This is a genomic window from Kitasatospora sp. NPDC059646, from assembly GCF_042734615.1.
GTDB lineage: Bacteria > Actinomycetota > Actinomycetes > Streptomycetales > Streptomycetaceae > Kitasatospora.
In genome coordinates, this window is the sequence record NZ_JBHWDS010000001.1 from 164,789 (window position 1) to 187,372 (window position 22,584).

The 22,584-nt window shown below is 73.9% G+C and carries 20 protein-coding genes; 9 read left to right on the forward strand and 11 right to left on the reverse strand.

The features are described 5' to 3' along the window. Window positions 1-129 precede the first annotated feature (129 nt). Window positions 130-3,633 carry a methionine synthase gene (gene metH, locus ACFV1L_RS00790; RefSeq protein ID WP_380361662.1) on the reverse strand — a complete coding sequence of 1,168 codons (3,504 nt, stop codon included), beginning with the start codon at window positions 3,631-3,633 and terminating at the stop codon, window positions 130-132. Window positions 3,634-3,780: 147 nt separating this feature from the next. Here metH and ACFV1L_RS00795 point away from each other — a divergent pair, with 147 nt between their 5' ends. Together ACFV1L_RS00795 and ACFV1L_RS00800 are read left to right on the forward strand one after the other, a co-directional pair. Continuing rightward, the gene (locus tag ACFV1L_RS00795; RefSeq protein ID WP_380361664.1) at window positions 3,781-4,893 is read left to right on the forward strand and encodes a hypothetical protein; all 1,113 of its coding nucleotides are present in this window, start codon (window positions 3,781-3,783) and stop codon (window positions 4,891-4,893) included. 107 nt (window positions 4,894-5,000) lie between these two features. After that, window positions 5,001-6,527, forward strand: coding sequence for an FMN-binding glutamate synthase family protein (locus ACFV1L_RS00800; protein WP_380361666.1), 1,527 nt, complete (start codon window positions 5,001-5,003; stop codon window positions 6,525-6,527). Window positions 6,528-6,575: 48 nt separating this feature from the next. Here ACFV1L_RS00800 and adhP read toward each other — a convergent pair whose 3' ends face one another. Beyond that, window positions 6,576-7,589, reverse strand: a complete 1,014-nt coding sequence (gene adhP / locus ACFV1L_RS00805) for an alcohol dehydrogenase AdhP (RefSeq protein ID WP_380361667.1) — start codon at window positions 7,587-7,589, stop codon at window positions 6,576-6,578. A 238-nt stretch (window positions 7,590-7,827) separates the two neighbouring features. Between adhP and ACFV1L_RS00810 the strand changes: the two genes are divergently transcribed. Both ACFV1L_RS00810 and ACFV1L_RS00815 read left to right on the forward strand, forming a co-directional pair. Next, entirely contained in the window at window positions 7,828-8,580 is a 753-nt protein-coding gene (locus ACFV1L_RS00810) for a hypothetical protein (RefSeq protein ID WP_380361669.1), read from the forward strand. Window positions 8,581-8,698: 118 nt separating this feature from the next. Then, window positions 8,699-9,610, forward strand: coding sequence for a PAC2 family protein (locus tag ACFV1L_RS00815; protein WP_380361671.1), 912 nt, complete (start codon window positions 8,699-8,701; stop codon window positions 9,608-9,610). 167 nt (window positions 9,611-9,777) lie between these two features. Here the strand turns inward: ACFV1L_RS00815 and mshC are convergent, their stop codons facing one another. From mshC to ACFV1L_RS00835, 4 genes are all read right to left on the reverse strand, one after another. After that, entirely contained in the window at window positions 9,778-11,007 is a 1,230-nt protein-coding gene (gene mshC, locus ACFV1L_RS00820; protein WP_380361673.1) for a cysteine--1-D-myo-inosityl 2-amino-2-deoxy-alpha-D-glucopyranoside ligase, read from the reverse strand. Window positions 11,008-11,096: 89 nt separating this feature from the next. Then, entirely contained in the window at window positions 11,097-11,978 is an 882-nt protein-coding gene (locus tag ACFV1L_RS00825; RefSeq protein WP_380361675.1) for an SCO1664 family protein, read from the reverse strand. After that, on the reverse strand, window positions 11,948-12,511 hold the full coding sequence (locus tag ACFV1L_RS00830) for a DUF3090 domain-containing protein (RefSeq protein ID WP_380361677.1): 564 nt from the start codon (window positions 12,509-12,511) through the stop codon (window positions 11,948-11,950). Before ACFV1L_RS00830 ends, ACFV1L_RS00825 begins: the two co-directional genes overlap by 31 nt. 134 nt (window positions 12,512-12,645) lie before the next feature. Further along, on the reverse strand, window positions 12,646-13,341 hold the full coding sequence (locus ACFV1L_RS00835) for a histidine phosphatase family protein (RefSeq protein ID WP_380361678.1): 696 nt from the start codon (window positions 13,339-13,341) through the stop codon (window positions 12,646-12,648). A 63-nt stretch (window positions 13,342-13,404) separates the two neighbouring features. Between ACFV1L_RS00835 and ACFV1L_RS00840 the strand changes: the two genes are divergently transcribed. Continuing rightward, on the forward strand, window positions 13,405-14,463 hold the full coding sequence (locus ACFV1L_RS00840; RefSeq protein ID WP_380361679.1) for a magnesium and cobalt transport protein CorA: 1,059 nt from the start codon (window positions 13,405-13,407) through the stop codon (window positions 14,461-14,463). A gap of 30 nt (window positions 14,464-14,493) precedes the next feature. On the opposite strand, the gene ACFV1L_RS00845 is transcribed toward ACFV1L_RS00840, so the two are convergent. Together ACFV1L_RS00845 and ACFV1L_RS00850 are read right to left on the reverse strand one after the other, a co-directional pair. Next, entirely contained in the window at window positions 14,494-14,613 is a 120-nt protein-coding gene (locus tag ACFV1L_RS00845; protein WP_380361681.1) for an LPXTG cell wall anchor domain-containing protein, read from the reverse strand. Window positions 14,614-15,020: 407 nt separating this feature from the next. Beyond that, the gene (locus tag ACFV1L_RS00850; protein ID WP_380361683.1) at window positions 15,021-16,067 is read right to left on the reverse strand and encodes an LLM class F420-dependent oxidoreductase; all 1,047 of its coding nucleotides are present in this window, start codon (window positions 16,065-16,067) and stop codon (window positions 15,021-15,023) included. Between the two features lie 112 nt (window positions 16,068-16,179). Between ACFV1L_RS00850 and ACFV1L_RS00855 the strand changes: the two genes are divergently transcribed. From ACFV1L_RS00855 to ACFV1L_RS00865, 3 genes are all read left to right on the forward strand, one after another. Beyond that, entirely contained in the window at window positions 16,180-16,578 is a 399-nt protein-coding gene (locus ACFV1L_RS00855) for a hypothetical protein (RefSeq protein ID WP_380361685.1), read from the forward strand. Window positions 16,579-16,711: 133 nt separating this feature from the next. After that, window positions 16,712-17,689 (forward strand): aldo/keto reductase, encoded by a 978-nt coding sequence (locus ACFV1L_RS00860; RefSeq protein WP_380361687.1) that lies wholly within the window; start codon window positions 16,712-16,714, stop codon window positions 17,687-17,689. Window positions 17,690-17,717: 28 nt separating this feature from the next. Beyond that, complete coding sequence (locus ACFV1L_RS00865; protein ID WP_380361688.1) at window positions 17,718-19,691, forward strand: ATP-binding domain-containing protein; 1,974 nt, start codon at window positions 17,718-17,720, stop codon at window positions 19,689-19,691. Between the two features lie 81 nt (window positions 19,692-19,772). Here the strand turns inward: ACFV1L_RS00865 and ACFV1L_RS00870 are convergent, their stop codons facing one another. Next, on the reverse strand, window positions 19,773-20,375 hold the full coding sequence (locus tag ACFV1L_RS00870; protein WP_380361690.1) for a hypothetical protein: 603 nt from the start codon (window positions 20,373-20,375) through the stop codon (window positions 19,773-19,775). A gap of 366 nt (window positions 20,376-20,741) precedes the next feature. Here ACFV1L_RS00870 and ACFV1L_RS00875 point away from each other — a divergent pair, with 366 nt between their 5' ends. Next, complete coding sequence (locus ACFV1L_RS00875) at window positions 20,742-20,951, forward strand: DUF5703 family protein (RefSeq protein ID WP_043912690.1); 210 nt, start codon at window positions 20,742-20,744, stop codon at window positions 20,949-20,951. 119 nt (window positions 20,952-21,070) lie between these two features. On the opposite strand, the gene ACFV1L_RS00880 is transcribed toward ACFV1L_RS00875, so the two are convergent. Beyond that, the gene (locus ACFV1L_RS00880; RefSeq protein WP_380361692.1) at window positions 21,071-21,925 is read right to left on the reverse strand and encodes a chaplin; all 855 of its coding nucleotides are present in this window, start codon (window positions 21,923-21,925) and stop codon (window positions 21,071-21,073) included. A 381-nt stretch (window positions 21,926-22,306) separates the two neighbouring features. Next, on the reverse strand, window positions 22,307-22,543 hold the full coding sequence (locus ACFV1L_RS00885) for a chaplin (RefSeq protein ID WP_380361694.1): 237 nt from the start codon (window positions 22,541-22,543) through the stop codon (window positions 22,307-22,309). Window positions 22,544-22,584: the final 41 nt, after the last annotated feature.

Consider the following 22,584-nt stretch of genomic DNA (forward strand, 5'->3'; position numbering starts at 1 on the left):
ACAGGCCGGCCCGCTGGTGAGCGGACCGGCCCGTTCAGGATCATCAAGAATACGCCCGCCGGGGCGGATTGCACCGGGCGCCGGCGAGGCGAACGGATGATCTGCCGTTGAAGTTCTCCCGCGCGGCGGTCACCGGGCGTTGAAGTACTTGGCCTCCGGGTGGTGGATCACGATGGCGTCGGTGGACTGCTCGGGGTGCAGCTGGTACTCCTCGGAGAGGATCACGCCGACCCGCTCGGGCTTCAGCAGCTCGGCGATCTTGGTGCGGTCCTCCAGGTTCGGGCAGGCGCCGTAGCCGAGCGAGAAGCGCGCGCCGCGGTACTTGAGCGCGAACATGTCGCGCACGTCCTGCGGGTCCTCGTCGCCGAAGCCGAGCTCGTAGCGGACCCGGGCGTGCCAGAACTCGGCCAGCGCCTCGGCCAACTGCACGGACAGGCCGTGCAGTTCGAGGTAGTCGCGGTAGGAGTTGCCGGCGAACAGCTCGTTGGCGGCCTCGGAGATCCGGTTGCCCATGGTGACCACCTGGAGGCCGACCACGTCGCGCTCGCCGCTCTCCTCCGGGCGGAAGAAGTCGGCCAGGCAGAGGCGGCGGCCGCGGCGCTGGCGGGGGAAGGTGAACCGGGTCAGCTCGGAGCCGTCCTCGCGGTAGAGGATCAGGTCGTCGCCCTTGGAGTTGGCCGGGTAGTAGCCGTACACGACGGCGGGCTCCAGCCAGCCCTCGGTCTGCAGCCGGTCCAGCCAGCCGCGCAGCCGCGGCCGGCCCTCGGTCTCCACCAGCTCCTCGTAGGTCGGGCCGCCGGAGCGGCCGCCCTTGAGGCCCCACTGGCCCTTGAACAGGGCGTCCTCGTCCAGCCAGGACGCGTAGTCCTGGAACGGGACGCCCTTGACGATCCGGTCGCCCCAGAACGGCGGGGCCGGCACCGGGTTGTCGACGGCCACGTCGGAGCGGACCTGGCCGAGGTTGGCCTCCTCCGGCTCCTCGACCTCGACCCGGGCGTGCCGGCGCTTGCGCAGCTCCGGCAGGGCGGCGCCGGGGACGCCGCGCTTGACGCCGATCAGCGCGTCCATCAGCCGCAGGCCCTCGAACGCGTCGCGGGCGTAGCGGACCTCGCCGTCGTAGATCTCGTGCAGGTCCTGCTCGACGTAGGCGCGGGTGAGGGCGGCGCCGCCGAGGATCACCGGGAAGTCGGCGGCCAGGCCGCGCTGGTTCAGCTCCTGCAGGTTCTCCTTCATGATCACCGTGGACTTGACCAGCAGGCCGGACATGCCGATCACGTCGGCCTTGTGCTCCTGCGCGGCCTCGACGATCGCCGACACCGGCTGCTTGATGCCGAGGTTGACGACGTTGTAGCCGTTGTTGGACAGGATGATGTCGACCAGGTTCTTGCCGATGTCGTGGACGTCGCCCTTGACGGTGGCGAGGACGATGGTGCCCTTGCCCTCGCTGTCGGACTTCTCCATGTGCGGCTCCAGGTGGGCCACCGCGGCCTTCATCACCTCGGCGGACTGCAGCACGAACGGCAGCTGCATCTCGCCGGAGCCGAACAGCTCGCCGACCACCTTCATGCCGGACAGCAGCGTGTCGTTGATGATCTCCAGCGCCGGACGGGTCGTCAGCGCCTCGTCCAGGTCGGCCTCCAGGCCGTTCCGCTCGCCGTCGATGATGCGGCGCTGCAGGCGCTCCTCCAGCGGGAGGGCGGCCAGCTCCTCGGCCTTGGAGGCGGCGGCGGACGCGGCGGAGACGCCCTCGAACAGCTGGAGCAGCTTCTGCAGCGGGTCGTAGCCCTCGGCGCGCCGGTCGTAGACCAGGTCCAGGGCGGCCTGCCGCCGCTCCTCCGGGATCCGGTTCATCGGCAGGATCTTCGCGGCGTGCACGATCGCCGAGTCCAGGCCGGCCTCCACGCACTCGTGCAGGAACACCGAGTTGACGACCTGTCGGGCGGCCGGGTTGAGGCCGAAGGAGATGTTCGACAGGCCGAGGGTGGTCTGCACGTTCGGGCGGCGGCGCTTGAGCTCGCGGATCGCCTCGATGGTCTCGATGCCGTCGCGGCGGGACTCCTCCTGGCCGGTGGCCAGGGTGAAGGTCAGGCAGTCCACCAGGATCGAGGACTCCTCGACGCCGTACTCGGTGGTGAGCTGCTCGATCAGCCGCTCGGCGATCGCCACCTTCTTGTCGGCGGTGCGGGCCTGGCCCTCCTCGTCGATGGTGAGCGCGATCAGGCCGGCGCCGTGCTCGCGGGCCAGCGCGGCGATCTTCCCGAACCGGGTGTCGGGGCCGTCGCCGTCCTCGTAGTTGACGGAGTTCAGCACCGCGCGGCCGCCGAGCGCCTCCAGGCCGGCCCGCAGCACCGGCGGCTCGGTGGAGTCCAGCACGATCGGCAGGGTGGAGGCGGTGGCCAGCCGGGAGGCGATCTCGCGCATGTCGGCGACGCCGTCGCGGCCCACGTAGTCCACGCACAGGTCGAGCAGGTGGGCGCCCTCGCGGATCTGCTCGCGGGCGATCTCCACGCAGGCCTGCCAGTCGCCGGCGAGCATCGCCTCGCGGAACTTCTTCGACCCGTTGGCGTTGGTGCGCTCGCCGATCGCCAGGTACGAGGTGTCCTGCCGGAACGGCACGTTCTGGTACAGCGAGGCGGCGGCCGGCTCGGGCTGCGGGTCGCGCGGGGTGACCGGCAGGCCCTGCACCCGCTCGACCACCTGGCGCAGGTGCTCGGGGGTGGTGCCGCAGCAGCCGCCGACCAGGCCCAGGCCGTAGTCGCGGACGAACGCCTCGTGCGCGTCGGCGAGCTCCTCGGGGCTGAGCGGGTAGTGCGCGCCGTCCTTGGTGAGCACCGGCAGGCCCGCGTTCGGCATGCAGGACAGGCCGACCCGGGCGTTCTTCGCCAGGTAGCGCAGGTGCTCGCTCATCTCGGCCGGGCCGGTGGCGCAGTTCATGCCGACGAGGTCGATGCCGAGCGGCTCCAGCGCCGTCAGCGCCGCGCCGATCTCGGAGCCCAGCAGCATGGTGCCGGTGGTCTCCACCGTCACCTGGGCGAGGACGGGCAGGTTCAGGCCCGCCTCGGCGAGGGCGTCCTTGCAGCCGAGCACGGCGGCCTTGGTCTGCAGCAGGTCCTGGCTGGTCTCGATCAGCAGCGCGTCGGCGCCGCCCGCGATCAGGCCGGCCGCGTTCTGCCGGAAGCCCTCGCGGACGGTCTCGAACGCGATGTGGCCGAGCGTCGGCAGCTTGGTGCCGGGGCCGATCGAGCCGAGCACCCAGCGGGCGCGGCCGTCCCCGGCGGTGAACTCGTCGGCGGCCTCGCGGGCGATCCGGGCGCCGGCCTCGGACAGTTCGAGGATCCGGTCGGAGATGTCGTACTCGCCGAGCGCCGAGTGGTTGGCGCCGAAGGTGTTGGTCTCCACGCAGTCCACGCCGACCGCGAAGTACGCGTCGTGCACGGAGCGGACGATGTCCGGGCGGGTCACGTTCAGGATCTCGTTGCAGCCCTCCAACTGCTGGAAGTCCTCCAGCGTCGGGTCCTGGGCCTGGAGCATCGTTCCCATCGCTCCGTCTGCCACCACCACCCGGGTGGCGAGGGCCTCGCGCAAGGCGTCGGCGCGGTCCTGCTGGGCGGATGCGGATACAACGGTGGCCATGAGGCTGCTCCCTGAGTGCGACGGCTGTCGGCTATGCGGCCCCACCTTGACCTGGGGCGCACCCGGTCAGGGTATCCGCCCGACGGCGGTGCGTCGGAACCCATTTCGCATCGTGGGCGTCCCTGTCCACCGGAAGGGAGCCCGATCATGCCCGCTTCACCGCGTCCCAGCAGGTGGCGCCGCCGCGCCCGCACCGTGTTCACGTCCGAATGGCGGACGCTTCCCGCCCGGGCGCGTCGCCGCTGGCGCGAACGCGCCCGGTGGACCCGCCGACGACGGGTGCTGACGGCCGGCGCGGTCCTGCTCGCGCTGCTGGCGCTGCCGGTGCTGGGCGGGGCGCTGGCGCTGCGCCTGTGCTACACCGGCGATCCCGCGGCCGACGCCCGGACCCGCGGCCGGGACGCGATCTGGCTGGGCCACGCCTGGGTGGACGGGCGGCGCACCGACGCCGACCTGGCGGTGCTGGCGGGGCGGGTGCGCGGCACCGGCATCCACGACCTGTACGTGCACACCGGGCCGCTGGAGCACGACGGCTCGCTCGACCCGAAGCGGGCCCCGGGCGTGTCGGACTTCCTGGCCCGGGCCCGGGCGGCGATGCCGGGGGTGCGGATCCAGTCCTGGCTGGGCGACGTGGTGGCGCCGGAGAAGGTCGGCGTGCACCTGGACCAACCGGAGGTCCGGGACCGGATCACCGCGTCCGCGAAGCAGGTCCTCGACCTGGGCTTCGACGGCGTCCACTTCGACCTGGAGCCGGTGCACAACGGCTCCCCCGGCTTCCTGGCGCTGCTCGACCAGGTGCACGCGCTGACCGCCTCCCGGAACGCCCCGCTGTCCATCGCCGCCCCGCAGATCGAACCGGTGCCGATGGTCGGGCGGGTGAGCTTCGCGCTCACCGACCACGGCAAGTGGTGGAGCACCGACTACTTCGCGCAGGCCGCGAAACGGGTCGACCAGGTCGCGGTGATGTCCTACGACACGTCGATGCCGGTGGAGTCGCTGTACGGCGGCTACGTCGCCCGCCAGACCTCGCTGGCGCTCGCCCACACCCCGGCCGGCGTCGACCTGCTGATGGGCCTGCCCGCCTACTGGGACGACACCCCGACCCACCGGGGCGACGCCGAGACGGTCCGCGCGGCGGTCCGCGGCGCCCGGCTGGCGCTCGGCCCGGGCGCCCGGCAGAACTTCGGCCTGGCCCTGTACGTCGACTTCGCGGCCACCCCGGACCACTGGGCGGCGTACCGCGACGGCTGGTGCACCTAGCCGCGCACCGGGCCCCCTGACCGCGGCGCGGTGCGGGGGGCCTCCTAGCATCGGTCCGGCTCCGCCGTGTGGGGACGGGGCCGGCACCCACGGAGGGACGAACGTCCATGCACGCCCGGAAGATCGGCGCGGCCGCGGCCGCCGCGGTGGCGGTCCTCGCCGCCCGCGACCTGGTCCAGAAGAAGCACGCACTGCTGAGGAACTTCCCGGTGCTCGGGCACGCCCGGTACCTGCTGGAGACGATCGGGCCGGAGCTGCGGCAGTACATCGTGTCCTCCAACGAGGAGGAGCGGCCGTTCAGCCGCGACCAGCGGAGCTGGATATACGCCTCCGCGAAGGAGGAGAACAACTACTTCGGGTTCGGCACCGAGGTGGACGTCGCCGGGGCGCAGGGCCGCGCCTACCTGAAGCAGCGCACCTTCGCGGGGCCGCTGCCGGACCTGCACGACCCGCAGGCCCCGCTGCCGTCGGCGAAGGTGCTGGGCGGTCCGCGCGGGCGCGCGAAGGCCTTCCGCCCGGGCAGCGTGGTGAACGTCTCCGCGATGAGCTTCGGCTCGCTGTCCGGAGCGGCCGTCAAGGCGCTCAACCAGGGCGCCGCGCAGGCCGGGGCGATGCACAACACCGGCGAGGGCGGCCTGTCGCCGTACCACCGCAACGGCGCCGACCTGGTGCTGCAGCTGGGCACCTCGTACTTCGGCTGCCGCAACGAGGACGGCGGCTTCGACCTGGGCCGGCTGAAGGAGGTGGTCGCGGGCGCTCCGGTGCGGGCGATCGAGATCAAGCTGTCGCAGGGCGCCAAGCCGGGCCTGGGCGGGCTGCTCCCGGGCGCGAAGGTCACGCCGGAGATCGCGGCGATCCGCGGCATCCCGGTCGGCCGGGACTGCGCGTCGCCGTCGCGGCACTCGGCGTTCGGCGACGTCGACTCGATGCTGGACTTCGTCGAGCTGCTGGCCGCCGAGACGGGGCTGCCGGTCGGCATCAAGAGCGCCGTCGGCGAGCTGGACTTCTGGCAGGAGCTGGCCGGGCTGATGGCGCGCGGCGACCGGGGCGTCGACTTCGTGACGGTGGACGGCGGCGAGGGCGGCACCGGCGCGGCGCCGCGGATGTTCGCGGACTCGGTGTCGCTGCCGTTCCGGATGGGCTTCTCCCGGGTCTACGGCACCTTCGCCGAGCTGGGCCTGACGGACCGTCTGACGTTCATCGGCTCCGGCAAGCTCGGCCTGCCGGAGAACGCCGCGGTGGCGTTCGCGCTGGGTGCCGACATGATCAACGTGGCGCGGGAGGCGATGCTGTCGATCGGCTGCATCCAGGCCCAGAAGTGCCACACCGACAGGTGCCCGACCGGCATCGCCACCCAGAACCCGTGGCTGGCCCGCGGCATCGACCCGGCGTCCAAGGGCAACCGTGCGGCGGTCTACCTGCGCACCCTGCGCAAGGAGTTGACGAAGGTCTCCGCCGCGCTGGGCGTCGCCCACCCGGCGCTGATCACCGCCGACGACATCGAGGTCCTGAACGGCGACTACGAGGCCCGGACGCTGGCCGGCGTGTACGGCTACAAGGAGGGCTGGGGCGAGCTCGGCCCGGACCTCGCCGCGGAGATCACGGCGCTGATGACCGGCGGCCGGGCGCTCTGACGCCCGGCCGGGGGGGCGGGACCGGCGCGGTTCCGCTCCCTGCGCGGCTCAGCGCAGGTCGAACACCAGCCGGGCCGACACCTTGCCCGCGAGGACGTCCTCGAAGCACGCGTTGACGTCCTCCAGCCGGCGGGTCTCCCGGATCACCCTGGTCCGCCCCAGCTGGTGCAGCCGGAACACCTCCGCCAGGTCCTGCCGGGTGCCGACGATCGAGCCGACCACCCTGGTGCCGTTCAGCACCGTCTCGAACACCGGCAGGGTCAGCTCGCCCCCGGCGGGCAGCGCGACCAGGGCGAGCGTGCCGCCGCGGCGCAGCGAGTCGTAGGCGGCACGGAACGAGGCGTTGCTGACGGCCAGTGAGACGGCGCCGTCCGCGCCGCCGAGCTTCTGCACCTCGTGCGCGACGTCCTGGATCCGGGCGTCGATGACGTGGTCGGCGCCGAGCTCCCTGGCGAGCTTCAGCTTGTCGTCGGTGATGTCGACGGCGACGGTCTCGGCGCCGAAGATCCGGGCGTACTGGAGGGCGAGGTGGCCGAGGCCGCCGATGCCGGAGACCAGCACCCGGGTGCCGGGGCGGGCACCGGACAGCTTGACGGCCTTGTAGGTGGTCACGCCGGCGCAGGACAGCGGGGCGGCGTCCATCGGGTCCACCCCGTCCGGCACCGGGACCACGTAGTCGCCGTGCGCGAGGGCGTACTCGGCGTACGCGCCGTCCACCGAGTAGCCGGAGTTGTGCTGGGCCGGGCAGAGCGTCTCCCAGCCGGTGACGCAGTAGTCGCAGCGCCCGCACGCGTCGGCCAGCCAGGGAATGGCGACCCGCTCGCCGACCTTGACGTGCCGGACCTCCGGGCCGGCCGCCTCCACGATGCCCACGCCCTCGTGGCCGGGCACGAACGGCGGGGACGGCTTGACCGGCCAGTCGCCGTGCGCGGCGTGGATGTCGGTGTGGCACAGGCCGGAGCACTCGATCCGCACCAGCACCTGGTGCGGCGCCGGGGCCGGCACCTCGCGGTCCTCGATCTCCAGCGGCTTGGTGAAGTCCCGGACGACAGCTGCCTTCATGACCTTCTCTCCTCGCAGAGCCCGTGAATCCGACAAAAGGGACAGCGCTGCGCCCAGCCTGCTGGCTGCCACCGCGAACCGCGAAGGGGCGCGCCGACCGCGGTGGAGATCACGCCCCGCCCACCGCCCGGCCGGGCTGACGGCCCGTCACGATAACGTTGACCAACACCCGTCATTCCGAGGCGGGTTGGGCAGTTCGGCCTGCCCACGGAACACCGCACCGGTACGGAGGAACGTCATGAAGCGCACCCGGACGCGCACCGCCGGGACCGCACTGGCCCTGCTCACCGCCGGCCTGCTCCTGGTCGGCTGCGAGCCCGCCAAGAACGCCAAGGCCGCACCCCCGTCGAGCCCCTCCCCCACCGCCGCCGCCAGCAGCCCGAGCCCGAGCCGCAGCACCGTCGCCCCCGCCCAACTGGACGACTCCTACTTCGCCGAGGGCAGCTGCGCCCGCGCCCTCGGCCCGGGCGGCAGCGGGACCACCGCCCACTACGAGATGGTCCCCTGCGACAGCCCGAACGCCGAGGCCAAGGTCACCAAGCGCAGCGGCACCCTGACCGGCGTCGCCGCCGCCCTCCCGCACGGCGCGGACTGCCCCGACGGCACCGACGTCGCCCTCGACCTCACCCAGAACGCGCTGACGAACGTCGCCCGCAACCGCTCCGCCTGGGCCTGCCTGCGCAACCTGCACGACCCGCACCCCGGCGAGCCCGGCGGGGGCGGCGGCCCCGGCATCGTGGTCGGCGACTGCGTCTACGCCACGAAGACCGCGAGCGGCTCCCAGAGCGTCGCCGAGACCCGCTGCGACGGCCAGGGCGACCACAAGCCCGAGTACAAGGTCGACAAGGAGTACGTCAAGCAGACCGTCAGCCTCAAGGGCAGCACCGAGCAGACCTGCCCCGACGAAGCCACCGTCACGTTCACCATCCCCGCCCCGCCCGGAGCCCTCGCGATGAACCCGACCGTCGCGTGCGCCGAACCCGTCGACTGACGGCGGCTAGGCTTGCACACCTCCTGTCCGGCCACGGGTGGCATTCAAAGCCCGTAGGCTGGGCAGGTAGGGACCAGGGGGCGGCAGTGCCCCCGCCACGGACGGAGGGAGATGCCGGGTGATCGAGCTGGAAGACCTGCCCGAGTTGATCGACCCGGTGATGATCTGCGCCTTCGAGGGCTGGAACGACGCCGGCGACGCGGCCTCCGCCGCGCTCGGACACCTCGACGAGACCTGGGGCGGCAAGGTGTTCGCCGCGCTCGACGCCGAGGACTACTACGACTTCCAGGTCAACCGGCCCACCATCTGGCTCGACGGCGGGGTCCGCCGGATCACCTGGCCCACCACCCGCCTCTCGGTGGTCCGGGTCACCGAGCCCAAGCCGCGCGACCTGGTGCTCGTCCGCGGCATCGAACCCAGCATGCGGTGGCGCTCCTACTGCAACGAGCTGCTGGGCTTCGCCCACGAGCTGGGCGTCGAACTGGTCGTCGTCCTGGGCGCGCTGCTCGGCGACACCCCGCACACCCGGCCGGTCCCGGTCTCCGGCGTCACCTCCGACTCCTCGGTGGCCCGCAGCCTCGACCTGGAGGAGAGCCGCTACGAGGGCCCCACCGGCATCGTCGGCGTCCTCCAGGAGGCCTGCGCCCACGCCGGCGTCCCCGCCGTCACCTTCTGGGCCGCCGTCCCGCACTACGTCTCCCAGCCGCCCAACCCCAAGGCCACCCTGGCCCTGATCAACAAGCTGGAAGACCTCCTCGACCTGCGCATCCCGCCGGGCGAACTCGCCGACGACGCCCGCGCCTGGCAGCTCGGCGTCGACCAGCTCGCCGCGGAGGACTCCGAAGTCGCCGAGTACGTCCAGCAGTTGGAAGAGGCCCAGGACACCGCGGAACTCCCGGAGGCGTCCGGCGACGCGATCGCCCGCGAATTCGAGCGCTACCTGCGCCGCCGCGAGAACCAGGGCCCCAAGGGCGAGAAGCCCGTCACGGGGCACGCGACGGAGCGTCCCAAGGACGAGGACGAGGACTGATTTCCGAGCCCCGTCAGGGCGCGGGGAACTGCGCGAAGCGGAAGGCACCCGCCAGCAAGATCGCGACGCAGGCAATGACGTGCCGTTGATCGCGACCTGGCTGACGGGTGCCGGTTGTTCGCGCAGTTCCCCGCGCCCCTGTTTTCGCACCCGCCTGCGCTTGCGCCTTACAGCGCTACGCCCAGGAGGGCGTCCACCGCGCGGGAGACCAGGCCCGGGGCGCCGGTGTCGTCGCCGCCCTGCGCGTGGGCGGTCGCCGCCCAGCGGTCGACCGCCGCGAGGGCCGCGGGGGCGTCGAGGTCGTTGGCGAGGGCCTCGCGGATCTCGGCGAGCAGCGACGTCGCGGAGGGCCCGTCGGGGCGGGAGACCGCGGCCCGCCACGTCGCGAGGCGGGTGAGGGCGGCGTCGAGGTCGTCGGCCGTCCACTCCCAGTCGCTGCGGTAGTGGTGGGCGAGCAGCGCGAGCCTGATCGCGGCCGGGTCGATCCCGTCGCGGCGCAGGGCGGAGACGAACACCAGGTTGCCGCGGGACTTCGACATCTTGTGGCCGTCGAGGGCGACCATGCCGGCGTGCACGTAGGCGCGGGCGTAGGGGTGGGCGCCGAGGGCGACCTGCGCGTGCGAGGCGCCCATCTCGTGGTGCGGGAAGGACAGGTCGCTGCCGCCGCCCTGGAGGTCGAACTCCATGCCGAGGTACTTGAGCGCGATGGCGACGCACTCGATGTGCCAGCCGGGCCGGCCGTGGCCGAGCTCGGTGTCCCAGGCGGGTTCGCCGGGGCGGGCGGAGAGCCAGAGCAGGGCGTCCAGCGGGTTCTTCTTGCCGGGGCGCTCGGGGTCGCCGCCGCGCTCGGCGAAGATCGGGAGCATCTGCTCGCGGGTGAGGCCGGAGACCTCGCCGAAGTGCGGGTCGGACTCGACGGAGAAGTAGATGTCGCCGTCGACCTCGTACGCGGCGCCGGAGGCGAGCAGCTGCTGGACGAGCGGGACGATCCACGGGATGGACTCGACGGCGCCCACGTAGTGCGCGGGCGGCAGCATCCGCAGCGCGGTCATGTCCTCGCGGAACAGCGCGGTCTCGCGGGCGGCGAGTTCGGTCCAGTCCTGGCCGGTGGCGACGGCCCGCTCCAGCAGCGGGTCGTCGACGTCGGTGACGTTCTGGACGTACAGGACGTCGTGGCCGGCGTCCTTCCAGACCCGCTGGACCAGGTCGAAGGTGTTGTAGGTGGCTGCGTGGCCCAGGTGGGTCGCGTCGTAGGGAGTGATGCCGCAGACGTAGAGCCGGGCGGTCGGGCCGGTGGGCACGACTTCTCGGACACTGCTGGTGGCGGTGTCGTAAATGCGCAGGGGAAGCCCCTGACCGGGAAGGGCGGGAACCTCGGAGGCGGGCCAGGCATGCATGGCACCGACTCTAACCGTGCGCGGTTTTGAAAGACCAACCTGTTGGCATGATCGGCTTGATTCCGATCATTCTCTGTTTCGGATCGGTATCAGACCGGCGGCCAGGGAATAGACGGCCAGTCAGCCGACGGCAGCGGATGCCGTCCGGAGCGCAGCAGCGCGCCGGTCCGGGCCCGCAGCGCGTCGAGTTCGACGGGCGTCAGGTGCGGGCGCAGCCGCTCGCCGAGCGCGCCGTCCAGATCGGTGGCGAGCTTGCCGAGGACGTCGAGGGCCTCGGCGGTCAGCGGCCGGTCGGCCCAACCCCACAGCAGGGTACGGAGTTTGGGCTCGGTGTGGAAGGTGACGCCGTGGTCGATGCCGTAGATCCGGCCGTCGGCGGCGGGCAGCCAGTGGCCGCCCTTGCGGTCGGCGTTGTTGAGGACGGCGTCCAGCACGGCGAGGCGGCGCAGCCGCTCGTCGTCGCGGTGCACCAGCCAGGCCTGGCGGCCGGCGTCGAGTTCGGCGCGGACGATCGGGAGCCAGCCGTCGGCGGGGCCGTCCAGCGGCTGGAGGTCGAGGAGTTCGGGGGCGTCCGGGTCGGGCTCGATCCACAGCTGGACCATGCCGGGCCCGGCCGGGCCCTCGCGCAGCACGGTCGGCGGGACCAGCTGCCAGCCGGTGGCGGCCGACACCTCGTGCGCGGCGGTCTCCCGGCCGGCCAGCGTGCCGTCGGGGAAGTCCCACAGCGGGCGCTCGCCGGCGACCGGCTTGTACACGCAGGGGGCGGTGACGCCGTCCAGCGTGGCGGTGCAGTAGAGGACGGCGTTGGAGGCGTCGGTGACCCGGCCGTGGACGGCGAGCGCGCCCTCGCGCAGCAGGGCGAGGGCGGCGGCGGTGTCGGCGGCCAGCGCGGCGCTGGTGGCCGGGTCGGTGCCGGGGGCTTCCACGGCCGGCTGCTCGCTCAGCGCCGGTAGCCGTTCGCGCGCGGGCACAGGTGGCCCTCCGGGTCGAGCGGCAGGTTGCAGAACGGGCACGGCTTGCGGCCGGCCGCGACCAGGTCCAGGGCGCGCTTGGCGAACACCCGGGCCATCGCGCCGCTGAGCCGCACCCGCAGCAGGTCGGGGCCGTTCTCGTCGTCGAAGACCTCGATCTCGTCCTCGTCCTCGGACTCCTCGACGTACGCCTGCGCCTCGACCACCAGGCACAGCTCCCGGGCGTCCCAGGCCAGCGCCATCGTGCCGACCCGGAACTCCTGCTCCAGCGGCAGGTCGAGCGGGGCGGTGTCGAGCAGTTCGACGGGCGCGGCGGCCGGGATCGGGGCCTCGCCGCCGCTGCGCCGCAGCGCCTCGTCGAGGACTTCCTCGATGCGTTCGGCGAGGGCGGCGACCTGGGCCTTCTCCAGCAGCACGCTGGTGATCCGGCCGCGCGAGGAGGCCTGCAGGTAGAACGCCCGGGCGCCGGGCTGGCCGACGGTGCCGGCCACGAACCGCTCGGGCTGGTCGTAGAAGTGGACCTGACGGGACACGCTGCTCGCTCCGGTACGGGGGTGTGCGGTCTTCTCGATCTCACCCTACGGCCAAACGGCCCTGCCGTGGGGCGTGAGTGGTGCGGATTCCCGGGGGACGGGGTGTGCGGGCCTGGACGGTGCCGGTGTCCCTGCTAGACGGTGCCGGTGTCGCCGCCGACCACCGCGTCGTCGCCGGCCGAGCGGCCGTGCGGACGCGGGGCGAGCGAGGCCAGCGAACCGGTGTCGCCCAGGCGCAGCAGGTAGGGGCGGTTCGGCGTGTAGCGGATCGCGGTGACCGAGCACGGCTCGACGGAGATCCGCTGGAAGTGGTCGAGGTGCAGGCCGAGGGCGTCCGCGACGATCGCCTTGATCACGTCGCCGTGGGTGGCGACCGCCCAGAGCGCGTCCTGGCCGTGCTCGACCGCGATCTTGTCGTTCCACTCGCGCACCGCGTCCACGGTGCGGTGGCTCAGCGTGCGCAGCGACTCGCCGCCGGGGAACGCCGCCGCGGAGGCGTGGTCCTGGACGGTGCGCCAGAGCGGCTCGTCGGCGAGCTCGGACAGCGGCCGGCCGGTCCACTCGCCGTAGTGGCACTCGCCGAGCCGCTCGTCGAGGTCGGGCGCGCCGAGTTCGGGGCGGGCGGCGACCAGCGGCTCCAGGGTCTGCCGGCAGCGCTCCAGCGGGCTGCTGACCAGCCGGGCGATCGGCAGGCCGGCCAGTCGCTCCGGCAGGGCGGCGGCCTGGGCGCGGCCGGTGTCGTCCAGGTCGACGCCGGGCGTCCAGCCGGCCAGGATTCCGGCCGAGTTGGCGGTGGACCGGCCGTGGCGCACGAGCAGCAGGGTGGGCATACGGCCAAGCCTACGGGGTGATCCCCTCCCGGTGGGCCGGGAGTTCGGGTCACAATGGCGGGCATGATCGTGGATTGCGGCACCTACCGGGCCGGGCGGCGCACCGAGGGACCCGAGGACTTCTCGGACGCCCTGGAGGCGGTCCGGGCGGCCGGCGACGGCTTCGTCTGGATCGGCCTGGCCGACCCGACGGAGGCCGAGTTCGACCACGCCGCCGAGGAGTTCGCCCTGCACCCGCTGGCGGTGGAGGACGCGGTGACGGCCCATCAGCGCCCGAAGCTGGACATCTACCAGGACTCGGTGTTCACCGTCCTGAAGACCGCCGCGTACCACCCCGAGGACGAGTCGGTGTCCATCGGCGAGCTGATGGTCTTCCTGGGCGACTCGTACGTGATGACCGTCCGGCACGGCGAGGAGAGCCCGCTCAAGGACCTGCGGGCCGAGCTGGAGAAGCAGCCCGAACTGCTCGCCCACGGGCCCGCCGCCGTGCTCTACGCGATCTGCGACCTGGTCGTCGACCAGTACCTCGACGTGGCCACCGAGCTCCAGACCGACCTGGACGAGCTGGAGGCCGAGATCTTCTCCCCCGGCCGGGTCCGCGGCGCCGCCGAGCGGATCTACGGCTTCAAGCGGCAGGTGGTCAACTTCCGCAAGGCCACCTTCCCGCTGATGGAGCCCGCGCTGCGGCTCACCCGGGCCGGCGCCGGCATCGCCCCCGGCTCCGGTGCCGGGTCCTGGACCGGCTCGGGCTCAGGCTCCGGCTCCGGCTCCGGCGAGGTCAGGGTGCCGTACGTGCCCGCCGAGCTGCGCCCCTACTTCCGGGACGTCGCCGACCACCTGGCCAAGGTCAACGAAGTGGTGGAGAGCCTGGACCGCCTGCTCTCCGACATCCTCTCCGCCAACCTCGCCCAGGTCAGCGTCCAGCAGAACGACGACATGCGGAAGATCTCCGCCTGGGCCGCGCTCGCCGCCGTCCCCACCATGATCGCCGGCATCTACGGCATGAACTTCGAGCACATGCCGGAACTCCGCCAGCCCTGGGGCTACCCCGCGGCACTGGCACTGATGGCCGGCGTCTGCTTCGGCCTCCACCGCCTGTTCAAACGCGCGGGCTGGCTGTAACGGCCGGCCCGCGCGTTCGACGGCTGCGCGTCAGGGCTGCTGGAGCCGACGACGACGGGCCGCCACCAGGGCGGCGCCCAGGGCCACCGAAGCCGCGCCCGCAGCGGCCAGGCTGCCGAGCGGGGCGTCGACGCCGGTGGAGGCGAGCACGCCCGAGACCCCTTTGGCTACGACCGACCGTTGTCCGGCAATGCCTCGGCCCGCAACGGTCCGGCACTCCCCCGGCGGCCGGGGCTCTCCCGTTCGACGCGGGCGCCCCGGCGGGAACGACCGCCACCGGCCCGCCGGTCGCCCGGCTCCGTCGGCCCCCGTTCCTGTGCTCGGCGGCCGGGCGAGGTCCGGCTGACCGTCCTGCCGAGCACCGTCCACGCGTCGGACGTCCCGGAACCGGTGCCGGTGTCCGGCCGGACGGACCTGCTGTTCACGCTCGCTGGCCACAGCGCGGCCCGGGCCCGGAACCGGCGGGTGGAACGGCTCGGGGCCGAACCGGAAGCGGCCCGCGCGGGGGCGGCTCGCGTCGCCGGGCGGGCGGGCACGGCCCCGGGGGTGCTTCGGCGTCAGGCGAGACCGGCCCGCTCCAGGGCGTCGACTCCCGTGCGGAGGGCGGCGATGCGCTCGTCGAGGGTCCAGCCGGCGGGGGCGAGGGTGAGGGTGGTGACGCCGGCGGCGGCGTACGCCTGCATGCGGTCGGCGATGCGGGCGGTGTCGCCGAGGAGGGCGGTGGCGTCGATGAAGTCGTGCGGGACGGCGGCGGCGGCGCCGGGCTTGTCGTGGGCGAGGTAGCGGGTCTGGACCTCGTCGGCGGCCTGCTCGAAGCCCATCCGGCGGGCGAGCTGGCTGTAGAAGTTCTTCTCCTTGCTGCCCATGCCGCCGAGGTAGAGGGCGGTGTAGTCGCGCAGGGTGTCGGCGGCGGCGTGGATGTCGTCGCCGACCGCGATGTTGACGGTGGGGCAGAGGTCGAAGCCGTCGAGGGTGAGTCCGGCCTTGGCGCGGCCGGCGGCGAGGGCGTCGACGGAGAGGGAGGCGTGTTCGGGGGAGAAGAACAGGCCGAGCCAGCCGTCGGCGATCTCGCCGGTGAGTTCGAGGTTCTTCGGGCCCATGGAGGCGATGTAGATCGGCAGGTGTTCGCGCACCGGGTGGACGGTCAGCTTGAGCGCCTTGCCGGGGCCGCCGGGCAGCGGCAGCGTCCAGTTGGCGCCGTCGTGGACCAGGCGCTCGCGGGACATCGCCTTGCGGATGATCTCCACGTACTCGCGGGTGCGGGCCAGCGGCTTGTCGAACTTGACGCCGTACCAGCCCTCGGAGACCTGCGGGCCGGAGACGCCGAGGCCCAGCCGGAACCGGCCGCCGGAGAGGGTGTCGAGGGTGGCGGCGGTCATCGCGGTCATCGCGGGGGTGCGGGCCGGGATCTGGAAGATCGCCGAGCCGACGTCGATCCGCTCGGTCTTCGCGGCGACGTAGGACAGCACGGTGGCGGCGTCCGAGCCGTAGGCCTCGGCGGCCCAGCAGACGGAGTAGCCGAGCCGGTCGGCCTCCTGGGCGACGGCGATGTTGTCGGCGTCCAGGCCGAGTCCCCAGTAGCCGAGGTTGATCCCGAGTCGCATGTGCCCACAGCCTTCCAGTCGGGTGGTGCGGCGAGGGCGGTCCCCCAGCCGGACGTCATGCTACTGACCGGTAGCCGCGTCGTCCCCCGCACCGCCGTGGCAATCTGCCCGGATGACCAGGAAGCAGCGCCGCGCCGCCGCCCTCGCCGATCTGCCGGCGGCCACGCCCGCACCGCCCGAGGACGAGTCCGGGGTTCGCTTCGACCCGATGCCCGTCCGCGACCGCGGCTTCACCGACGCCGACGGCTGCCGCTGGCGCCTGGTCCGCGGACCGCTCGACGTCCGCCGGGCCAAGCGGCTCGCCGTCACCGCCGACCGCATGACGATGGGCGTGGACTACGACGAGCGGCTCCGACTGTGGATGCCGCGCTTCCTCGCCCCCGAGGAGCGCCCGGCCGCCTGGCTGGAGGCGCGGGCCGGATTCGACGCCGACGCGCTGCCGTCCCACCGGGCGTACGAGTTCGCCGACGGCGACGGCCGCGTCCTGCTGTTCGTGGAGACCCACTGCTGAGCCCGACACCACGTCGGCCGAGCGGGTCGTCCCCGGTGACAAGGGGTTTCGCCGCTACTCTCGCTCCACGTGGGGGGCACCGCCCCCGACCTGCGCCGTCGTGCGGCGGCGCCGCGCGTGGACGGAGGGTGCGATGGAACAGCGACTGCTCGGACGCACCGGCCTGCGGGTCTCCCGGCTCGGCCTGGGCACCCTCACCTGGGGCCGGGACACCGACGAGCACGAGGCCGCCGAGCAGTTGAAGGCGTTCGTGGACGCGGGCGGCACGCTGGTCGACACCGCGGACCTGTACGCCGACGGCGGCGCCGAGTACCTGCTGTCGCGCCTGACGGACAGTCTGATCCCGCGCTCCGAACTGGTCATCGCCACCAAGGCCGGCGCCCTGCCCGGCTCGCCCCGCGCCGACGCCTCCCGCGGCCACCTGCTGAACTCCCTGGACGCCTCGCTGCGCCGCCTCGGCACCGACCACGTCGACCTGTGGCAGGTGCACGCGTACGACCCGGCCACCCCCACCGAGGAGACCCTGCACGCGCTCGACCTGGCGGTCTCCTCCGGCCGGGCCCGGTACGTCGGGGTGTGCCAGTACAGCGGCTGGCAGCTCGCCAAGTCCGCTGCCCGGCAGCACGCTTCGCCCGGCCGCACCCCGCTGGCGGCCGTCCAGCTCGAGTACTCGCTGCTCCAGCGCGGCATCGAACGCGAGGCGCTGCCCGCCGCGATCGACGCCGGCGTGGGCCTGCTGGCCTGCTCGCCGCTGGGCCGGGGCGTGCTGACCGGCAAGTACCGGCACGGCGTGCCGCCGGAGTCGCGCGGCGCCGCGCAGCACCCGGCCGGCTCGGTCAAGCCGTACCTGGGCGAGGCGTCCCGGCGGATCGTGGACGCGCTGGCCACCGCCGCAGACGGCCTGGCGTCCAGCCCGCTGAAGGTCGCCCTCGCCTGGGTGCGCGACCGTCCGGGCGTGTCGGCCGCCCTGCTGGGGGCCCGCACCGCCGCCCAGCTGCAGTCCTCACTGTCGGTGGAGGCCCTTACGCTTCCGGGTGAGATCCGCGCTGCCCTGGACGACGTGTCGGCCCCGGTGCACCGCTACCCGGACCAGGGCTGGACGGAGCTGTAGCCGCCCACCCGTTGAAGGAGCCTTCCGCATGACCACCCCCGAGGAGAGCCCGGCCCCGGCCGCCGAGCAGCACGCCGGTACCGTCGCCGCCCTCGCCGAAGCGATCCGGGCCGTCGGCAAGAGCGGCGCCGACGGCCCGTCAGCCCCCGCGCCGCGGGCCGACGGCCCGGCCTCCGACGCCCAGCGGCAGGCCGCGCTGGGCGCCGTCGCCGAGGTGCTGGCGGCCGGCGGCGCGCCCGCGCAGCTCGCCCCGGCGGCGGTCGCCGAGCTCGGCGAGGGCGCCGCCGAGCTGCTGCGCGAGGACCCGTGGGCGGTGCTCGCGCTGCCCGGCGTCCGCCCCGAGCACGCCGACGGCTTCGCCCGCGGGCTGCTCGGCCCGGAGGCCCGGCCGGGAGACCCGCGCCGCGCCCAGGCGCTGGTGTCGTGGCTGCTGGAGCAGGCCGCGCTGCGCGGGCACTCCGCGCAGGAGCTCGGCGAGGTCTCCGAGGCGCTGCGCGCCCAGCACGTGCCGGATCCGGCGGGCGCTCTCCAGGCGGTGCTGGTCGACGGGCGGGTGATGCCGTTCCAGGAGGAGCTGCCGATGCCGCCCGGCAGCCACGACGAGGACGAGGAGCCGCCGGTCCGCACGCTGCTCGCGCTGGAGCGCCTCGCGCTCGCGGAGGAGAGCCTCGGCGAGGGCCTGGTCCGGCTGCTCTCCACCTTCGCCCCGGGCGAGGACGCCGAGGAGCCCGCGGACGAAGGCGCGGAGGAGCCGTCCGAGGGCGGGACGCCCGACGGGAGTCCGGCCGCCGACGGCCCGGCCGCGCCCGGGCAGCCCGGCCCGGCGGCGTGGGAGGCGGCGGCCGCGGCCGCGCCGTCCCGGTCCGCGCAGGAGCTGGTGCGCACCGCCGCCGCGTCCGGCCTGGTGCTGCACACCGGCGGCGAGGCGGCCCGCGCCGAGCCGGCCGCGCTGCTGCACGCCGCCGCCGGCCTCGGCCTGCGGGTGTGGGCCGCGACCTGGACCGGCCAGGGCCGGGACTCGCTGGCCGCGCTGCTGCCCGAGGGCTCCCCCGCCGCCGGCCGGATCGGCACGCTGGCCGAACTGCTGTACGGCGGCGGCGCGGAGCTGCCGCGCGCGGTGGACGGCACCCTGCCGCTGGACGTGCTGGTGGTGCTGGACGCGCCGCTGCTGGACGTGGAGACCGCGGCCACCCTGCTGGAGGCGCTCGCGGACGGCACCCGGCTGGTGCTCTCCGGCGACCCGGGCGGCCTGTGGTCGGCCGGCCCGGGCCGGTTCTTCGCCGACCTGCTGGCCGCGAAGGCGTGCCCGGCGGTGGCGTCGCGCACCCCGGACTTCGGGCCGATCGGCGAGCTGGTGTCGGGCATCGGCATCGGCGAGCTCCAGCCGGTGGACGCCCCCGACAAGGAGGTGGTGATCCTCACCGCCAAGGACGGCGGCGAGGCCGTGCACCGCGCGGTGCAGCTGCTCACCGACTCCATTCCGCGCGCCCTGTCGATCCCGTCCGAGCAGACCGTGCTGATCACCCCGGGTCACGGCGGCCCGGCCGGCACCCGGGCGCTGAACGCCGCCGCGAAGGCCCGGCTGAACCCCGGCCCGGGCCGGTTCGGCGGCTTCGACCCGGGCGACCGGGTGGTGCACTCCCCCGCGCTGGGCGTCAACCTGCCCGCGCGGGTGCTGGACGGCGACGCCGCCGGCCTGCACCTGGAGCTGGCCGACGGCGGGCGGCTCACGCTGTCCCCGCAGCAGGCCGCCAGGCTGCGCCACGGCTGGGCGGTGACGGCCCATCAGGCGGTCGGCCGGCGCTGGCCCGCGGTGGTCGTGGTGCTGCCGGAGGACGCGGCCGGGCAGCTGACCAGGCAGTGGGTGTACACGGCGTTCGGCCGGGCCGAGCGGCACCTGTCGGTGGTCCACGCGGCGGGCCCGGCGCTCGCCCAGGCGGTCGCCGAGCGGCCCGCCGCGCCCCGCACCACCCGGCTGCGGTCGGTCCTCACCGACCAGTAGCCGCCGCCCGCGGTGTGCCGCAGGGCCCGGGACGGCTCGCCGTCCCGGGCCCTGCGGCGGGTGCCCTGCGCGGGTCGTCCGTCAGTCGTCGAGTTCGTCGTCGTAGACCTCGCTGACGTCGAAGCGGCAGATCAGCAGCTCCGGGTCGGCGCCGTCGAACGGCTCGGGCAGCCACTCGCCGGGCTCGGCGGGCTCGGCGGCCGACACCCACAGCGTGGAGTCGCCCTCCTCCAGGCCGAACTCCTCGGCCCGGGCGGCGATCTCGTCCGGTTCGTACTCGCCGAACAGCACGCCGATCGCCGCGGTCACCTCGGCGTCGCCGCCCCCGCCGGGGGTGAGCGTGTCGTCGACGCGTTCGGCCTGGGCGCGCAGGCGCTTGGGGTCGGCGACCAGGTAGTCGCGGCGGATCAGCACGCTGATCGCCTCGGGCTGTTCGGGCCCCTGGTAGCCCGTCCCGGACTCGTCGCCCGGAATCTCGAACGGGGTGACCTCGTCGTAGACCTCGTACAGGATCTGGTCGTAGGCGATGGCGGCCGCCGCGAGCTCCTCGTACGCGTGGACGACGACCGGATCGCCGGGCTCGGTGGAGCTGGAAACCGCCTGCAGGTGGCGGTCGATGGCGGCCTTGACCGCCTCGGCGGCGGCCCGTACCTCGGTGATGGTCAGCTGCGCGGCATCAGACATGGTGCAGACGCTATCCCCACCTGGCGACGACACGCACAGCGGTTGTCACCTCCGGCCGTGAAAACCGGGCAAGTTCACCCTGGATGTCCGTTCCGCCCCTTTCTGTCACCGCACTTTCCACGGGCCCGGGGGCGGCGCTCCGCGCGCCGGTCGCACCCGCGCCGCCGGTCCGCGCCGGGTCGGCCGTACGCGCATCGGCGCGGCCCGGGGCGGGTATCCGTACCGGAAGGGAAAACTGATTGACGGTCAGCTCCGGGCGGGGCGAGGCTCGTCCCCGCCACCTGGGGCGGGTCGCACCCGCGCCGGCCGCCGGCCGGCGGCGCGCCGTAGGCTTGCAGGCAGCACAGCAGCGGAGGAGAGGTCTTGATCCCTACCAAACCGGTCCGGCTTCCGGAGTACGAGTACCAGTCGCTTCGGCTGCCGCGCGGCACCTCCCGCAACGCCGCGCGCCAACTCCTCACCGACCACGCCGAGTACGGGCAGTGGGAGCTCGACCGGCTCCGGCTGTACCCGGACGGCAGCCGGACGGTCCGACTGAAGCGGCGCATCATCCGGCAGGTCCGTTCCACCTGGTAGCGCGCAACGCCCGCGCCCGGGCCGCCCCGTCGCATCGCGTGACGGGGCGCCCGGGCGCGGGCGTTCCTGCTCCGTCGGGAGCCGCGGCCCGCGGGCTGCGGCCTCCTCGGGGGCCGGGGTCAGTGGCGGCCGACGGCCCGGGAGCGGCGGTACAGCACGCCGCCGGCGAGCAGCATCAGGAAGCCGGCCGGGGCGAGCACCTCCAGGCCGGACGCGCCGGTGGAGGCCAGCTGCTGCTCGCCGTGCACGCCCCGGACCTCGGCCGGCGGGGGCGGGACGACGACCTTGCCGGGCGGGGTGGTCGGCGGCGTCGTGGGCGGGGTGGTGGGCGGCGTGGTCGGCGGGCCGACCGGCGGGCACTCCTCGCCGGTGCACGGCGGCGTCGGGGGCTGCTCGGGCGCCGGGACGTTGGCGCACTCGTTGCCGAACGCCGGGTTGCCGATGCCCACCACGTTGACCGAGTTGCCGCAGGCGTTGACCGGGGCGGAGACCGGCACCTGCGCCTGGTTGCCCGAGAGCACGCCCGGCGAGTTGCCGGTGGTGCCGCTCGCCGTGGCGCCGGAACCGGCCGGGGAGCCGGACTTGGTGTCGTCCGAGCCCGTGGAGCCGGTCGGGCCGCCGGAGCCGCCGGAGCCGCCGGAGCCCGGGTGGCCCCAGCCGCCGGTGCCCGACCCGTCGGAGCCGGAGCCGGGGCCGCCGTGGCCGGAGCCCTCGGTGCCGGAGCCGCTGGTGCCCGAGCCGGCGGTGCTGCCGTGCTGGGCGGCCGGGCTGCTGTTCGAGCAGTCGTTGCCGTACGCCGGGTTGAGCAGGCCGATCACGTTGATGGTGTTGCCGCACGCGTTCACGGGGAGCTCCACGGGGACCTGCACCGCGTTCCCCGAGGCGACGCCCGGCGAGTTGGCGGCCACGCCCTGCGCATCGGCGGTGGCATAGGCGTAGCCCGCGGTCGAGGCCAGCACGCTGCCGGTGGCCATGGCCGTGAGGAGGCCTTTCCTGGCGACCTGTCGCATTGACTCCCCTTGTTTTCTTGTCCGGTGGACTGATGAACCGACATCCGGCGATTTCTGAATTCCATCCGCCGGAACCGCTCATCGGTCCGATAGTCGGAATTCAGTGCCGCATTTGCGGCAGCACTACCTTCAACGACGTTGAATGGTGAAGGTTGAGCCGGATGCAGTCAGTTCATCCGATCGGGTGAGCTTGGCGGTATGCCGGGAACCGCGACGTTCACCCGCACGGGGAAGCTGCCGGAAAACCACCGGGAGGCCCGTCCGGAATTCCTCCGGAAATGCCCCCGGACATGCGTCCGCCCCCGCGCGTCGACAGGGACGCGCGGGGGCGGGGGCCCGGGTTGATCAGGCGTTCGCGCAGCTGTTGCCGAAGGCCGGGTTCAGCAGGCCGATCACGTTGATGGTGTTGCCGCAGACGTTCACCGGGACGTGCACCGGGATCTGGATGACGTTGCCGGAGAGCACGCCCGGGGAGCCGGCCGCAGCGCCCTCCGCGGTCGCGTGCGCCGAGGCGGCACCCGCACCGGCGAGCAGCAGTCCACCGGTGGCGGCGGCAACGGCGGCGATCTTCTTGGCCTTCATCTGTCTGTTCCTCCTGGTCGCTTCCAGCCCGTTCCCCCGGG